Consider the following 15520-nt stretch of genomic DNA (forward strand, 5'->3'; position numbering starts at 1 on the left):
CCCAAAATTCGTCTGTATGCTATTGCTGAATTTGTACCAGATGATACTTTTTGCGGCCTTTGCGCAGGATGACAAATTGGCTATCAATACTCTGGTTTAGCGTCACGGTTTGTCCAGCATCGGTGATGCGCTCGTTGTTGAGGTAGAGACCGCCCCCTTTGATGGAGCGGCGGGCATCTCCTTTGGAGGAAGCCAGTCCACTATCGACCAGTAGGTCCACCACAGATAGCCCATCCCCCTCCAATGCCGTTTTAGCCAGCTCGCTAGATGGCACATCGGCAAAGATGTCACGGATGTCAGCCGCTTCCAAGCCATCCAAATCACCGCCAAACAGCACGTTAGCGGCTTTTTCTGCTTTGTGAACGGCCGTTTCACCATGAATCATGCGCGTGACTTCTTGCGCTAACCGCCGTTGCGTCTCCCGTCGTTCCGGAGCGTTGTACAGCTTGTCTTCATATTCAGCAATCTCCTGCCGATTTAACCAGGTAAAGTAGCGCAAGTAATTAAGCACATCGCCGTCGTCGGTATTGAGCCAGAACTGGTAGAACCGATATGGTGAAGTGCGGTCTGCCGCCAGCCACGCATCGGTGCCAGCGGATGTTTTGCCAAACTTTGTGCCGTCTGCCTGGGTAATGAGCGGAAAAACTAACGCGTGTGCTTTTTTGCCCTTGGCGCGACGAATTAGCTCTACACCAGACAAAATATTGCCCCATTGATCGCTGCCGCCCATCTGCAAAACACAGTTGTGGTTTTCGTATAGGTACATAAAGTCATACGCCTGCAACAGCATGTAGCTAAACTCTGTGTAGGAGATGCCATCCTCGCGGGCTAGACGAGATTTCACCGAATCTTTGGCCATCATGTAATTCACTGTGAAATGTTTGCCAATGTCGCGCAAAAATTCCATAAGGCTAACTTCAGTGAGCCAATGGGCGTTGTTTACAATTCGGGCTGGGTTGCTTTTGACCTCAAAATCCAGAATACGGGAGAGTTGCTGCTGAATGCGTTCCAGGTTAGCCTGCACTTCATCCAAGGTGAGCAAATTACGTTCGGTGGAACGGCCGCTTGGGTCCCCAACCATGCCCGTGCCACCCCCGGCCAGGGCGATGGGCGTGTGACCAAAACGCTGCAACCGGGCCATCGCCATCATCGGCACCAGGTGCCCAATGTGCAGGCTGTCACCCGTGGGATCAAACCCGTTGTAGAGGGTCACTTTTTGTTTTGTTAGCAGATCCGGCACATCTTCTGTATGGTCATAAACAAAGCCGCGCCAGCGCAGTTCTTCAATTGCATTCATGAGGTCGTCTCCTACAAAACTTATCCGCAGATTACGCAAATTTTCTCTCTTTAACTCTGTGTCCTCTGTGGCAAAAAAAACAAAAAAGACGCGGGGATTAGCCGCGTCTTGGTAGGTCTGGTGTCTTGGTTCAGTTGTCAGTGACAGCCAACTTCCTCCCCACACGCCTGCGGCGTCCGTGTTGCAAAAGTATAGCCGTAGTAGTAGCTGAAAATGTGCAATTTCATAATGGGCGCATGGTAGCATGGGGGCCGGGATTCGTCAAGGTCAAGAAACATCTGGGGTGTAATTAGATTTTGTGTAACGGCCGTGCTCTGTGAGGAAAAATCCACCGATGGTCTTGCCACGGCTGCCTCTTTTGTGAACGCCTAGGTATCCTATCCGCCAGCTTCTCTAAATTCTCAACATCTGCTTCAGTAACAAGCTGAGATTGCGGAGCTTCTGCCTTCTCCAGCAGACGGTGCGCCTGTTTTGTAGCCAGAAAATGAGCCTGAATCGCTTGCCAAGAAGCACGCCAGCACTTGTTACAGATTGCCATGCGCAAGGCAAGCATCGGATTGAGGTTTTCATCCGCCCAGCGCATCCCAGCCTGTTTCATCCGTCGTTGCATCACCACCTTATGCCCAGACTCTACTATCCCAGATCCAATGGGAATTCCGTTTTTTCTGAAATGTGGATAATCTATCATCGTTTGACGTCGCTCAAGATAACGAATCGCTGCTTCTATTTCATCCGCTGCTGGGTGGGCTTGGTTTTGTGTCCATAGGAAACGCAATTCATTCAGCGTTCGTTGGGGTGCTTTTGTGCCTAACTGTTTAGACATCTGGGGATACCATTGTTGGAAACGGTCACTTTCTGCCCCATACAGGGCTTTGCCAATCGTGGCGATATACCCTTGGGCATGGGCAAAATCAATCACGCGTGTCGCTGTGGGGCAATGATAGTCGATGAAGCCCTGTATCCAGACAGCACCATCATTAACCGCGACAACTTTTTCAGCATTCTCCCCACCCCGTCGCTGCCACTCGACAATTGCCTTGTCGCTAAACAACTCTGCCTTATCTGCACTTGAGAAGTAGCTTATCTTGCCTGTTTTGGTCACGACTTCTTGTTTTTTAGCATCCCAGATAGTCTCAAATTCACCGAAGGCAACCGTTTTTACTTCGCGCCATTCGCCATTTCTTAGCTGTACCATTGCCCCATCTGCACTTACAATGAGTTGCTTTGGTTTGGCTATTGCTTTGGGGGCTGTCTTTTCCAGATGTTCTTTTTCTATTTCAATTAGCTCATCTGCTAGACGGCCGTTTCGCAGCGTGATTTCTCGTACGGTTGCTACGGAGATGTCGAGGCCCCACATCATTTCTAACTCTTCTTGGGCTTCTGCATAGGGTAGCCGGCTACCTAATCGGGTTACGGCCTCTTGCACTTGCGGCGTATACGCGCCTCTCAGCAACCTGAGTTTTTCATCCAGGGGGAAAAAGTGTCATCCCACATTCATGACACCTCATTTGCTCCCTTTCAATTGTGACTTTGTCGCCGTTTTTGGTTCGTAACGTTCGCGTTTTCTTCCCGTTTTTCATCATTGGCTGGTCGCAGTTTGGACAGTCCACCCTAGCCGCCTTCCCTTCTCTGGCCATTTGTGCGAGCAATTGCTGCCTAATTCCAGCTAACTCAGCATCAATCGCTTCTTCCATTTGTGTCAAATTGGCATCTTTGTTCTCTGCTTCCCACTGGTTCAATCTGTTGAGCATTTCATCGAGTTCTTTTTTCATCCCCCCATTTTCTGCTTCTTGCTTCCATTACACAACTTTTCATTACACCCAAACATCTGCGTTAATCTGCGAAATTTGTAGCTGTTTTGAGTTCAAAGATGAAGGTGCCGTTACGGCCGTACACGCTTGTCACACCCGGATTTTGCAACAATTCAGCCGGGTCCATCTGCCCCCCTTTGGCTCCGATAAAAATGTGGGTGATGCCTTGCTCTTGCAGCCAAACGGCCGTTTCAGGGTCACGCCAATCGGTGATTTTGGTTAGCTCCTCATTGAACGGCCGTACAAACTCGACCAATGCCTTGCTGTAAGTGTAATCTGCTGGGGGCGTGCTGCTTTGCCGTCCGGTGAGCGGCACCAACCAGGCACCCCCATCGCTGCCGGACCAGGCATTGAGCAGCCAGAGCCAGCTATTGACTGCCACTGTTGCCTCCTCGGGTACATTTTCATCCAGCCAGGCCAATGCCGCCACATCAGCAGGTTGGGCCAGGATTGTTTGTGGGTTGATGATGCCAATTTGCTGCTGAATGCCGAAGAGGGTGACGGCCGTACCCACCACCGTTGCCAGCAAAATCCCCGCCAACCGCAGCGGTTCCGCCTGCCGTCGCAGCCAGCCCCAAAACGCGCTGCCAATGCTGCCCAAAACCAGGGCTAGCGGCAAAAAGGTGGTGATGTAGTAGCTGTTCAAATTCACCAACGGTAGCGCGGCAAAGCCCAGATAGTTGCCCGACAGAGCCAGAAATACCAAGAAAGACCAAATAGTCAGAGCAGTTGGAAGAGCCGTCCACACGCGCCATCGCCAAAACCCAGTTAAGTAAATCCAAAGCACCAATCCTCCTGCCATCCATAAAAAGGTGCGATCCCAACCCGCCGTATAGTAGCTGGTTGGGAAGCTGGTGTAATCTGGCGCGCGTGCCGCCAAGGCTACGCCGGGATTGCTGTTTTGGAATAGATAGAAAATCTGTGGTGCGAGAATGAGAATGCTCAAACCTGTGGCTAGCCAAAGGAAACGGCCGTTCCGACCGCCACTTAACAGCCAAACCAGCCCTGCAAACGGCACGTAAAAGACAAATACTCGAAAGTGAGTCAGGAACAGCCCCACCGCCAGCAGTGCAACCAGCCACCAGGCACTCCGCCAACCTCGCGCCCCGCGCAGCAGCCGCCACGTTAGCCCCAGCAGCACAGGCATTAGCAGCATCGCCGTAAGCTGGGTGTATCGTCCCCAAGTGGCATAGTAGGCCGGGAAAAAGAGCGGCAGTGCCACTAAAAAGGCGGCAATCAGCCCAGTGCGTCGCTGCCCGGTGAGCAGCCAGCCGCCAGCGTACACCGTGAGCGGCAGCAATGCATTGAGCAGCTGCCCCAGCCCCAGCAGCAAGTGGGGAATCTCCCAGCCGCCTAGCAGTACCAAGCTGCTGCTAATGGTATGGAAACCATAATGGTAGGGAAAGCGTTCAATCGGCAAGAATGGTGCATAGCCAGTTTGGGTGACGGTTTGGCCTGACTGGCTCATAACGGCCGTAATTAACCCATGTCGCACCGAATCTACCCAGGGTGGGAAGACAAGGTCGCGCACGGCGAGCAGGCGCACGGCTAGACCCAATAGCAAAATTGCGGCTAAAGCCAGATGTTCTCGGTGTAGATTTTTGAAGGGGTGACGAGGTGACCTGGTGACAAGGTGGCGGTAAATTATTAGCAACGAGCCGCTAGCAACTAAAATCCACAACAACAAGCTGCTAAATCGCCCACCTAACAATGAAAACAGATACCAGGTTATGGGCCAGACGGCCGTTCCCAAGACTAGCATCACGCCTACTTTGGCCAATGGGTCGGAGAATTTATGGCGGAGCGACTGTAATTGCAACAGCAGCGCACCGGGCAGCAGCAAAAAGAGCAAGGCCAATAGCATTAATGCACCATATTGCCCCAGCAGGGTTCCCAATCGGCGCAGCCCGTCGCCCCAGGCAAGCTGGTAGCGGCTGGTGAAATGGAGTTCTTGCACGGCCGTTTCTGGCACATCATCTCTCAACGGGCCGCTGGTGAGCGTTAACCCCGTGTCTGCCAACAAATCAACCGTGTAGCCCCAAACGGTAACGCGGTTGTCGTTGCTGCCGCTGAGGGTGAGTTGATACGGCCGTCCCGCTGAATCTGCCTGCACAGGAAAGCGCAGCACAAAGGGCTGGTTGTGCCGTAGCTGGCGGGTTGGCAGCGACTGTGTTGTTAGCTGGTTGCCTTGTGTGTCTGAGAGGGTGAGGGTGAAACGGCCGTTTTCGTCAGGGTTAGGGTCGCCATTCCGCGCCAGCAGCAGCTCAATCTCGTGCAGGCCATTTTGCTGCGCCACAAAACGGTAGGTGATCTGCACGTCGCCAGCCGGGGCTGGTGGTACAGTGTTTAATCTGCCCTGAGCCACATCAGTTGCCAGTAGCGGGTTGGTGATGGGGGTGAGCGTGGACGGCCGTCCCGGTTCGCCCGCCCAATCCCACAGCAGCACCAGCCCCACGCCCAGCAAAATTGCCAACCACCTTAGCCACTTAATCTCCAATCCTTCGACCCTGCTCAAGACAAGCCTCCAATTATCTAAATAGGTTTGCCAGAGGACTGGCTGTCCTCGTTGCAATGAAAATAAGTACCAAAAGTAAAGGACAGCCAGTCCTAACTATGTAAAGAAAAAAGCCGCCCCAATTTTGGAGCGGCCTTTGTGTTTTCTGTGTGGCGCCAAGTGGATTTGAACCACTGACCTAGGGCTTATGAGTCCCCCGCTCTGACCAACTGAGCTATGGCGCCAAAAGCGAACGGAATTATAGCCAACTCTGCCACCAGTGGCAAAAATGTAAATCACAAGAAGTATCTTGATGAAAACTGAGCCGTGAAAGTGTGATTTACTCAAGTAAAAGCTAAATTCGCGCTCAATCTAATAGGACTTACACAGTTGCTCCGGCCGGTCTCCTGGCCGCGCCGGCTAGGTGACACGGCGAGACGCCGGCCACAGCTCAAAATTTGCGTAAGTCCTATCTAATTCAAAATAGTTCTTGGCTTTTACAAATTAGCCCAAAAATCGCAGCGGAACGGGCGTAAAAATCAGCACGAAAATGACCATTGTCGCAATGCCAAGCCAACGACGGCGTGGGTCGAGTGGGGTGACATCATCTAGGGGTTCAGCATGTGTCCTCCCTAGAAAGAAGAGCAGCAAAATCCAAAGGGCCCAGGTAGCCGTACCGTAAATCAGGAAAGACGCCAAAGTTAAAGCAATCAGGGTCACAATGACCGGTGTAAACAACTGCCCAGCCCTTTTGCCAAAAAGTGAAAACATGATGTGCCCGCCATCCAGTTGACCTAGAGGTGTTAAATTGAGAGCCGTTATCAACAGCCCAAGCCATCCGGCCCAAGCCACTTGGTTCAGATAAACATCGCTGGTTTCGCTCGGTAAAAATTGACCAAAGATGACAAATTTTGACAGATAATAAAAAATCGAATTGCCTTCCAAAAGGCCCGTCGAAGAGATGGGGCCAGTTTCCGATGTGACCAGACCATACAATAAAATGGGGACCGCAAAAACGAGCCCAGCCAATGGCCCGGCGACGCCAATATCGAACAAGGCACGCTTGTTCTTGACAGGTTCCTTCATGCGAATGAAGGCTCCTAACGTACCAAAAAGCGAAAATAGTGGCAGGGGAATGAAATAAGGAAGGGTAACGGCCACTTTGTGGTGACGAGCGGCAAAGTAATGGCCCAGCTCATGCGCCCCCAAAATGAGCATAATGCTCAAGCTAAACGGCCAGCCTCGCCAAATTTGGAAGGCTTGCTCCTGAGTTTCTGCACTATTCATCGAGCCTGTTAACAGGGTTGCTAGCACGGTGACAATGAACAAGGCTAGGTTGATGCGCCAATCGGAGGCGGGTGGGTTAAAAACTTGGGGAATGGCAACGATGGCGATACGGCCGTTCTCCTCCTCCCTCACCGTAGGCGTAAACCCCTGCGCTTCAAATATTTCCCGTATTTCATCAAAACAGTCGGCCGATTCCACCAAAAAACGGCCGCGATACCGCACAAACCCTTTGTGCGGTTCATCCAGCGTCGTGTCACCCACCAAAAACAAATGGGCTATCCCGCGCCGCATCTTTTCAACTTTGTCCAGGGAAACAACCGGAGGGGGAGCTGTATAAGGAGAGGGTTGCTGCTGCATAACTATTCGCTGCTGGGAGGGGCGTCAGCTAAATCTTCATCATCATCACCCCAGCTTATAATCCAAATGCAGGCACCGGCGACCAAAATAGTGACCACAATCAGCCAAAACCATTGGCTGCCCTGCAAGCCCACGTCGCGCGCTTCATACACCAGCAAAACCACCATACCCAGTGCCAACACAAACCAGGCAGATAAATTCGGATGACTCGTAATCCAGTTTTTCACACTGTTCATTGCCTATTCCTATCCCGCAGATTTTGCAGCTCACACAGATTCGCACTTTAATTTGCGTGATCTGAGGTTACAAATGAGGTATGAAGCCGATTATAAAGAAAAATTGCGCAATCAGGTAATCTCCTGATTGCGCAATTACAAAACATTCATTTGATAGGCAACCTGCGGGAGGTTTTTAAAGCTAAGTCCAGAACAAGAAACTCCTGCAAGGTATGATTATTCTTGGGCTGCCAGCCACTTCTCCAATTCCATAGCGGCCCCGGTACCTTGCCCCACAGAGGTGGCAATCTGGCGGAAGTGTGCATCCTGGATTTCGCCAGCGGCGTAAACGCCCGGTACGCTGGTGCGGTACCGTTCATCGGTGATGATATACCCTTCTTCGTCCATCGCCAGCTGACCAACCAGGAATTTGCTGTTGGGAAAATGTCCAATGAAGATGAAAACGCCATCAGTGTCCAGCTTTTTGGTTTCGCCCGTTTTCACATTGCGGGTTTGCACGCCTTGCACCACGCCGTTGCCCTGAATCTCTTCAACTACTGTGTCCCAGACAAAGGAGATTTTTTCGTTGGCGAAGGCGCGGTTTTGCAGCGACGTGCCTGCACGTAATTCGTCGCGACGGTGAATGACTTCGACTTTGTTGGCAAACTTGGTGAGGAAGATGCCCTCTTCCATGGCACTGTCACCACCGCCAACGACGACCACATCTTTGCCCCGGAAGAAGAAGCCGTCGCAAGTGCCGCAGTAGCTGACGCCCCGTCCTACGAACTCTTGTTCGCCCGGAACGCCCAAGTGACGCGGAGAAGCTCCAGCGGTCACAATTACGCCGTCGGCTTCATACTCGTTGCCGTAGGTTTTTACATAGAAGGGCGCACCCTTGCTGAAATCGACTTCGATAACTTCGTCATACTCAAAACGGGCACCAAAATGCTCGGCTTGTTTTTGCATGATCTCTACCAGCTCTGGCCCGGTTGGGGTTTTCTCTTCTGACCAGAAGCCAGGGTAATTTTCTACCTCATGGGTAATGGCAATTTGCCCGCCAATTTGGGTACCAGCGATAACAAGTGGGTTTAATTGGGCGCGGGCGGTATACATTGCGGCCGTTAAGCCTGCGGGGCCTGAGCCGATAACAATAACACGTTCTTTTTGCATGTGAATTCTTCTCTCTTAGGACTTACGCATTTGCCCTAATCAGACTACAAAAGTCTGGGTCTAATGATGTTAATTCCAAAGGGTATAAGACTTTTGTAGTCTTCACAGCGTAAGTCTTGTCTCTATTAAAAAATCTATTGGTTGGTTAGCGTCTTAAAATGATAACAAAATCTGCTAGTTAGACGCATTTTATCTGGTTATTCTTACAACTGTTTCATTTGATGCAGCGCAGGCTAGTTGGTTACACTGTCTCTTTGTGAGGCAAGCACGTCGTAAATAGCCTGGGCTTGGGGATAGTGGAAGATGTACGGCCGTTCCCAAAATTCCGCTAGCTGCTTGTTTCCCGTCTGCTTTTCATACATGGCTGCCTGTAAAAACATCTCCAATTTGTCCGCGTCATGCACCAGCTTGGCTTCGGCCGTTTCGTTGGCGTGGAGTTCCTCCCACAAATCTATGAAGGTGGGGGCGAACTCGGTATCTGCCAACATTTCTTGCATCGTACCCCGCTCTACATCTGTTTTAATGCCGGGGGGAAGGTAACGCCAAGCGGGGGTGGGGATGTCGGTGGTGAGGGCTTCTGGCAGATCGTGCAGGGCGGCGATGGCCAGCAGCCGTCCCAAATCTACAGCTTCTTCAACAACTTGGGCCAAGACCAGGGCGACAAACAGTACGCCAAAGCTGTGGGCCGCCACGTTTTCGGCATTCGGTACGCCGCGCTGCACCCAGCCCGTGCGGGGCGTGCGTTTAAGCTGGTTGCCGTGTAAGAGTGTGTTGAGAACGGCCGTTACATCCATCATCATCTCCATATATCTGTGTGTATCCGTGTTTTTCTGTGTGCCATGTTCTTTAAAGCTGGTTGCTTTTCAGTAATTGTGTCTGGCGTCGGCGATTTGGGCAAAATGTGGTGAGAGTTTTTGCAAGTTGGCACCAATTGTTTGGCAAATTCGGCTACACTATTTGTCAGGAAAACAAAGATGTTTCAACCAATTCTAAAATTGCCTGTTACAAATTCACTGCTCCCCACGACATATTGCATAGAACGGCAAATGAAGCTGATTTGCTGCTGACTTTAGGAGAACATGCATGTTAATAAACCAACCTGTTCCGGTGCCGCAGGCACCCATCTGGTTGACAATCGATGCGTTTATGACCGAAGCCCCGGTCACCGTTGAAGATGATCGAGCCTTGGTGCAGGCGGCCCGTGCGGAGCTGCGTGCCTTCAACGAGCTGTATGAACGGCACGTGATGCGCGTGTATCGCTACCTGCTGGTGCGGGTGGGCAATGTGGCCGATGCGGAAGATTTAACGTCGCAAACGTTTTTGGTGGCGATGGAAAATTTGGACAAGTACCGTGGGGAACGGCCGTTCCTCGCCTGGTTGTTTGGCATTGCCAGGCACAAAGTGGCGGATAAATACCGTCAGCAAAAACCGGAACTGATGCTGGAAGCCGCTGGTGAACTCGTCGATACCCAAGAGGCACCTGATAGTGTTGTCAGCCAAAAATTACAAATAGAAGCGGTCGCTGAAAAACTGCAAACACTCTCACCTGACCGCGCCGAAGCAATATCGCTCCGTCTGTTTGGTGGGCTGGGTATACCAGAAATTGCACGCCTCATGCACAAGCAAGAACCAGCTGTGCGCATGTTGCTGCACAGAGGTCTGCAAGATTTACAAACCCGGCTCAATCCAAACCAGGAGGCAAACGTATGAAAAAAGAAGATCCCATCCTGGCGGATGAGCTAAACCGACGCATTGAGGCTGATCTGCAAGGCCAACAGCCGCCTGTGAGCGAAGCAATCCAGCCAGAAGCTGAATTGGCCACCCGGCTCATCAATCTGGCGCAAGATACCCATCCAGACCCGGACTTTGTGGCCTCTCTGGGCAGCCAACTGGCTCGCCGGGCTACTCAAAAACGAAAATCAGACAATAGGGCTAACTCGCCAGAACGGCCGTCGTTTTGGCAGCAGCTATCACAACTATTTAAGGAAGGAACAATCATGAATCGCAACAAATATCTACTCGGTGCCCTCGGCGTGTTGGCACTTGTTGTTGTGGGTGCTTACGTAATCTTTAACCGAGGCAGCAATGACAATATCGAGCCAGTCGCAGATGCCACTGGCAGTGAGGTACAAACGGACGAATCGGTCAGCAGCGAGGTTGACGAGCCAGCAACCAACCCGGATTCGCCAGACGAGGCAACAGAAGTTGCTGACCTGCCACCTTTGCCTGTGCTAGATGGCAGCGGCCAGGCTTCTGGCTTGGGCGGCGGTGGTGGCGGCAACGTGCGGCCTCAGGGTGGCGGTGGCAGCATTGCCGCAGAAAGTGCCTCGCTGGCGGCAGACAGCAGCTTCATTTTCACCGACCCATTTTCTGGCACGCTCTTTACGCTCAACACCACCTTGCCCACAGAGCCAGGTCTGGCCCCTGTGTTGCAAAACGTGCCGGGTGACGGTATGAGTTTGGACGCGGTGCGTGATTTGGCCTCCCGGTTTGGCTTCACGGGCCAAATCTACCAGGAGCAATATCCGGTTTTTGAGCAAGAAGAGGGGTTCCCAACCTTTGAGCCACCGATTGTTTATCATCTCTTTGACGGTCCACGCAGCTTGATTATTGATCCGTGGGGTGTGTACTACAACGACCGCAGCATTGAGAATGATTTTGAGAACCCGATTTCGTTTGAAGCGGCCGTTCCCATTGCTGAAGCGTTTGTGCAGGAGCGTGGCTTGCTCGATTTTGAGTACGAGACCATGCAACTGTGGGGAGCGGATGTGAACTTTGTGCGCACCATTAATGGCCAGCCGACCAACCAGCCGGAAATGACGGTAGGCGTAAGCCACGACGGCCGTATTTACTTCGTCAGCTACCAGGTGATGCGTAACGCCGAAATTGTAGGTCGTTATCCGCTCATTACGGCTCAAGAAGCGTGGGAACTTTTGCAAAGTGGCGTGCTGGAAAACAATATCCCATACCAATATGCCGCTCGGCCAGAGCTGGCTATTGAAGAACCTGTTTTTCTCGAAGACCCTGCTGCCGACCTGTACCAATTTTGGATGCGTGAGTTTGCCCCCGGAGATGAAATTCATCTGTACGAGTGGCCAATCGTCTTCCTGCCCGCCGACGGTAACGGCGACCCTCGCATTCAAATTCGTCATTACGTTATTCAGGCAGATACCGCCACGCTGGCTGCCCTGGCAGAGCGCGTGGGTGAGCAAACCCACGTTTGGGGGCAGGTAGGGCCTGATGGTGATACGATCGAGTTGACGGGCTGGGAACCCATTGAACAGATTAACGAGCCAATTTCAGGCCCTGGCATCATCAGCCGCAGCGGCGACCAGGTGCTCTTTACCAACAATGATACGGGCAGCGTGTACATCGTGCCCGACGCGCCAGCGGATTTGGAAGATGGCACTGAGGTGTATCTGTTTGCTTGGACAGCGCGCGACCTGGGTCTGGAATATCCAGCAGTGGATTGGGAAAACATCGACAAAATCGTTAACTTTCCGCCAGACGAAGAGCTGCTGCCAGTAGAGCCACCTGTTGAGGAGCCTGTCTTCGAGCCGTTCACCTACGAATCATTCACGGTGAATGAGGTGTCGTTGGCTTACTACACCACCTACAGTTGGCCGACTAACGACGAAGGTGAACTGCGTTACGAAGTGCAGCCAACCATTATTGTGCAGCCTACATGGAAATTCTCTGGAGAAACGGATACCGGGGATTTGGTGGAATTCTTTGTACAAGCACCGCTACCTGAATATTTGAATCGCTAACCCCTCTTCCCAGACATGGCAGGTTTTCACAAAGGTAGCTTCCTCCCGAGGAAACCTGTCATGTCTTCCCCCTCTTTTTAGGTGTACGGCCGTAAAACCTCCGTAATCACCTCAGCTAAATCAGGTAACTCTAGCGGCTCAATGGCGACATCCATTTTGGAAAGCTGTTGAGCCGCTTTTTCTTTGGTCTCTCGGGTGCTGGCCGGGTGCTGGTGGGCTAGCTGGAGCAGGCGGATGGCTAACGGCCGTTGTGCATCTGTGGCGAGTAGGCTGGCCAATCCGGCTAACGCATCCAGTGCCAGCGGCTGTGCCTGGATGGCCTGCGTGATGCGCAACGCTTCATGGAAGGCACGGCGAGAAGCATCAATGTCTTCAAGCAGGTGGGTCACTTCCCCCAAGTTTATCAATGAAATAGCGATGCTGCGTCGATTGCCAAGCTCTTGCTTGAGGATGAGACAATCTTCGTGTAGCCGCCGTGATTCAGCCAGTTCGCCCAGACGCATGGCTACCACACCGGCGTTGCCCAAGGTAGCTGCTCGCCCCGGCTGGTGGTTGATTGCCTTGAACATAAGTTGGCTTTCTTCGTAATAAGTACGCGCGGCCGCAAAATCTTGCTGGGCGTGAGCCAAGTTGCCTAAATTGTTGAGGGCAACGGCCGTTCCATACTGATCCCCCAATTCACGCCGCAAAGATAAGCTGGCCGCGTAATGTTTTTGCGCCGCCTCATACTCCCCCTGCCGGTGCGCCAGCGTGCCGCGCAGGTTGCGGGCAAAAGCCAGCCCTGGCTTGTAGCTGATTTCGCTCGTAAGTGCCAACGCTGTTTCCGCAGCGGCGATGGCTTGCTGGTAGTTGCCCTGAAAGCCCAACACAATGGCCAGATAGCTGTGGCACAGTGAAATCTCTTTGGCGTTGTTGCTTGGCTGCACATGATCGAGTGCTTGGTTCAGCACCTTCTCCGCTTTTTCAAACTGCCCCAGGAAGGTGGCAAAACGGCCGTATCGCACCAGCAAACGGCCGTAAAGTAGATGCGGGTCACTGCTTGCATCCATTTCCTCCAAGGCGGCCATGGCCCAGCCAAACGCTGCGGCCCCTTCCTGGAACCAGCCGCGCGATTCATACAAAAAGAAAAGTGAGACCAACGCTTGGTCGATATAGCCTAATGCCTTGTTTGCTTCATCAGGTGCGCCCAGATTTTCCAGAGCGGCAACTGCCCAGCGCCAGGCAGCGCGCACATTCTCAATTTCAGGCGACAGCTGATCGATCGCTTGCTGGCGTTGTTCGGTGTACCAATGCTTTTCCTCCGCGTGAAGCAGCCCTAAATAATATTGAGCGTAGCGAGCGTGGGCGATGCTAGCCAGTTCGGGCCAGGAGGCCAGCCGTTCGGCGGCAAATTGGCGCACCAGCTCTAGCATCTCAAAACGGCCGTTTGCCTCCCGATGCAGCAGCGATTTGTCTGTCAGCGTAGTGAGCGTCCAAAAAGAGGTTTGGGTGACCTGCCGCGCTGCCTCGCGGGTGAAGCCCCCCCGAAAGAGGGTGAGCTGCGCCAGCACTTGCTGTTCATCTTCCGTGAGCAATGCCCAAGAGTGATCGAATACTGCTTGCAAGCTGCGATGTCGATCTGGCACGTCCCCGGCGCGCGTTTGCAGAAAATCCATATCTTGCGCTAGTTCGCTGGCAATCTCGGCGCAGCTTAGCTGCCGCACCCAGCCAGAGGCGAGCTCGATGCCCAGCGGCACCCCAGCCACCAACCGACAAATTTTAGCGACATCCGTTTGATTTTTGGGGGTGAGGGCAAAATCAGCTTGGGCGCGTTGGGCCAGTTGAGTAAATAGTTGCAGCGAATCGACCGTGGCCTCGGTACGGCCGTTGGGCAATGGCAGCGGCCCCACTTCAAACGTCCACTCCGTTTGCAAATTGAGTCGTTCGCGGGAGGTAACCAACAGCTTCACGTCTGGTAATGCCTGGATCATTTCAGCCAGTAGCTGGCTTCCTTTTTGCAGATGCTCAAAATTATCTAGCAGCAACAACATCTCTTTGGCTTCTAAGTATGCCAAAAGCTGTGTTTTGGGTGGTGCTGCGCCAGAGAAAGTGAAGCCAACCGCTTCGGCAATGGCTGGCACAATAAACTCTGGAGCCGGTACAGCGGCCAGCGGCACAAAATAGACGCCGTTCAGGGTGGTGCCAACGGCCGTTCTGGCTAGTTCCAGAGCCAAACGGGTTTTGCCAATGCCGCCAGGCCCCATCAACGTTAGCAAGCGGCAAGACGGCCGTACCAACTGTGCCTGAATTTGGCTTAGCTCCTCAAGACGCCCCACAAATGGGGTGGTGGCTACGGGTAAGTTGTGGCGGCGGATATCTACGGCTGCACGAATCCGTTCGTACAAAGTTGTGGTTTCTGGTGAGGGGTCTATGCCTAGTTCTTCTACCAGAACGTCGCAGCAAGTTTGGTATTGGCGCACCGCTTCGGCACGCTGGTCGTTTCGTGCCAGCAGCAGCATCATTTGGCGATGCGCCCATTCGCTCAGGGGTGAGATGGCCAGCAGTCGGGCGGCATAGCGGATTCCTTTTTCATACAGTTGAGTGTCTAAATGATGCTGTACCAAGCGTCGCAGCAAATGAACGGCCGTGCGCTGGTGCCGCTCGCGCTCCAAAGATACCCACTCTTCAAAACCTCGGCTGTCTCGAATGTCGAACCCTACGAGGAAGTCAGCCCGGTACAAGGCAATCGCTTGCTCCCAATCTGCTACTTGGTCGCTTTCGGCTAACGCGTGGAATTCGGCTGTGTCTAGCCAGTGGGGCGTTTCTTCTCTGAAGGCAATGGTCTGGCGGGTGATTTCCAGATATGGCTTGAATTTGCGGCGCAGCCCAGAAAGCAAGGAGCGTAAATTGGCCATTGCTTGTTCGGGCGGACGGTCATCCCAGAAAAAATCTGCGAGGAGTTCACGGGAATACGGCCGTTGTGTGCTAACCAGGTAGATGAGCATTGCCTCTGCCTTGCGCGAGGCCAGCCCCCCGGCCGATTTGCCATTGAGTTTAATCGTTGTTTCACCCAGCAGGGTTAATTTCAGCCCGTTTGTCATTGATGATATTTCAGGTGTTTGCTAGTGGATCGTTTTCGG

Annotated in this window: 11 protein-coding genes and 1 tRNA gene; 2 read left to right on the forward strand and 10 right to left on the reverse strand. The window is 52.8% G+C overall.

Features of this window, described 5'->3' with window-relative positions:
* Nucleotides 1-19: 19 nt before the first annotated feature.
* From tyrS to ACOQPU_RS17385, 9 genes are all read right to left on the reverse strand, one after another.
* A complete protein-coding gene (gene tyrS, locus ACOQPU_RS17345; RefSeq protein ID WP_420641088.1) occupies nt 20-1297 on the reverse strand; it encodes a tyrosine--tRNA ligase in 1278 nt (425 codons plus the stop codon).
* Nucleotides 1298-1586: 289 nt separating this feature from the next.
* Nucleotides 1587-2723 (reverse strand): hypothetical protein, encoded by a 1137-nt coding sequence (locus ACOQPU_RS17350; protein ID WP_420640640.1) that lies wholly within the window; start codon nt 2721-2723, stop codon nt 1587-1589.
* Between the two features lie 37 nt (nt 2724-2760).
* Entirely contained in the window at nt 2761-3069 is a 309-nt protein-coding gene (locus ACOQPU_RS17355; protein ID WP_420640639.1) for a YgiT-type zinc finger protein, read from the reverse strand.
* Nucleotides 3070-3130: 61 nt separating this feature from the next.
* On the reverse strand, nt 3131-5623 hold the full coding sequence (locus ACOQPU_RS17360; RefSeq protein WP_420641089.1) for a hypothetical protein: 2493 nt from the start codon (nt 5621-5623) through the stop codon (nt 3131-3133).
* A 150-nt stretch (nt 5624-5773) separates the two neighbouring features.
* Nucleotides 5774-5847, reverse strand: a tRNA-Met gene (locus ACOQPU_RS17365).
* A 259-nt stretch (nt 5848-6106) separates the two neighbouring features.
* A complete protein-coding gene (locus ACOQPU_RS17370) occupies nt 6107-7246 on the reverse strand; it encodes a site-2 protease family protein (RefSeq protein ID WP_420641090.1) in 1140 nt (379 codons plus the stop codon).
* 2 nt (nt 7247-7248) lie between these two features.
* The gene (locus ACOQPU_RS17375) at nt 7249-7482 is read right to left on the reverse strand and encodes a hypothetical protein (protein WP_420641091.1); all 234 of its coding nucleotides are present in this window, start codon (nt 7480-7482) and stop codon (nt 7249-7251) included.
* A gap of 216 nt (nt 7483-7698) precedes the next feature.
* Nucleotides 7699-8631, reverse strand: coding sequence for a thioredoxin-disulfide reductase (gene trxB, locus ACOQPU_RS17380; protein ID WP_420641092.1), 933 nt, complete (start codon nt 8629-8631; stop codon nt 7699-7701).
* Nucleotides 8632-8864: 233 nt separating this feature from the next.
* Entirely contained in the window at nt 8865-9431 is a 567-nt protein-coding gene (locus tag ACOQPU_RS17385) for an HD domain-containing protein (RefSeq protein WP_420641093.1), read from the reverse strand.
* A 283-nt stretch (nt 9432-9714) separates the two neighbouring features.
* Here ACOQPU_RS17385 and ACOQPU_RS17390 point away from each other — a divergent pair, with 283 nt between their 5' ends.
* Nucleotides 9715-10341, forward strand: a complete 627-nt coding sequence (locus tag ACOQPU_RS17390; protein ID WP_420641094.1) for an RNA polymerase sigma factor — start codon at nt 9715-9717, stop codon at nt 10339-10341.
* On the forward strand, nt 10338-12401 hold the full coding sequence (locus tag ACOQPU_RS17395) for a hypothetical protein (protein WP_420641095.1): 2064 nt from the start codon (nt 10338-10340) through the stop codon (nt 12399-12401). The genes ACOQPU_RS17390 and ACOQPU_RS17395 overlap by 4 nt, the downstream gene beginning before the upstream one ends.
* Nucleotides 12402-12478: 77 nt before the next feature.
* Here the strand turns inward: ACOQPU_RS17395 and ACOQPU_RS17400 are convergent, their stop codons facing one another.
* The gene (locus ACOQPU_RS17400; protein ID WP_420641096.1) at nt 12479-15481 is read right to left on the reverse strand and encodes an ATP-binding protein; all 3003 of its coding nucleotides are present in this window, start codon (nt 15479-15481) and stop codon (nt 12479-12481) included.
* Nucleotides 15482-15520: the final 39 nt, after the last annotated feature.

It is taken from the genome of Candidatus Leptofilum sp. (genome assembly GCF_965223285.1).
In the GTDB taxonomy this organism is placed as follows: domain Bacteria; phylum Chloroflexota; class Anaerolineae; order Promineifilales; family Promineifilaceae; genus Leptofilum.

Coding starts and splice junctions, on each gene's coding strand:
- tyrS (WP_420641088.1), bottom strand. CDS start 1,297: ATGAATGCAATTGAAGAACTGCGCTGGCGCGGCTTTGTTTATGACCAT.
- trxB (WP_420641092.1), bottom strand. CDS start 8,631: ATGCAAAAAGAACGTGTTATTGTTATCGGCTCAGGCCCCGCAGGCTTA.
- ACOQPU_RS17355 (WP_420640639.1), bottom strand. CDS start 3,069: ATGAAAAAAGAACTCGATGAAATGCTCAACAGATTGAACCAGTGGGAA.
- ACOQPU_RS17390 (WP_420641094.1), top strand. CDS start 9,715: ATGTTAATAAACCAACCTGTTCCGGTGCCGCAGGCACCCATCTGGTTG.
- ACOQPU_RS17385 (WP_420641093.1), bottom strand. CDS start 9,431: ATGATGATGGATGTAACGGCCGTTCTCAACACACTCTTACACGGCAAC.
- ACOQPU_RS17375 (WP_420641091.1), bottom strand. CDS start 7,482: ATGAACAGTGTGAAAAACTGGATTACGAGTCATCCGAATTTATCTGCC.
- ACOQPU_RS17400 (WP_420641096.1), bottom strand. CDS start 15,481: ATGACAAACGGGCTGAAATTAACCCTGCTGGGTGAAACAACGATTAAA.
- ACOQPU_RS17395 (WP_420641095.1), top strand. CDS start 10,338: ATGAAAAAAGAAGATCCCATCCTGGCGGATGAGCTAAACCGACGCATT.
- ACOQPU_RS17370 (WP_420641090.1), bottom strand. CDS start 7,246: ATGCAGCAGCAACCCTCTCCTTATACAGCTCCCCCTCCGGTTGTTTCC.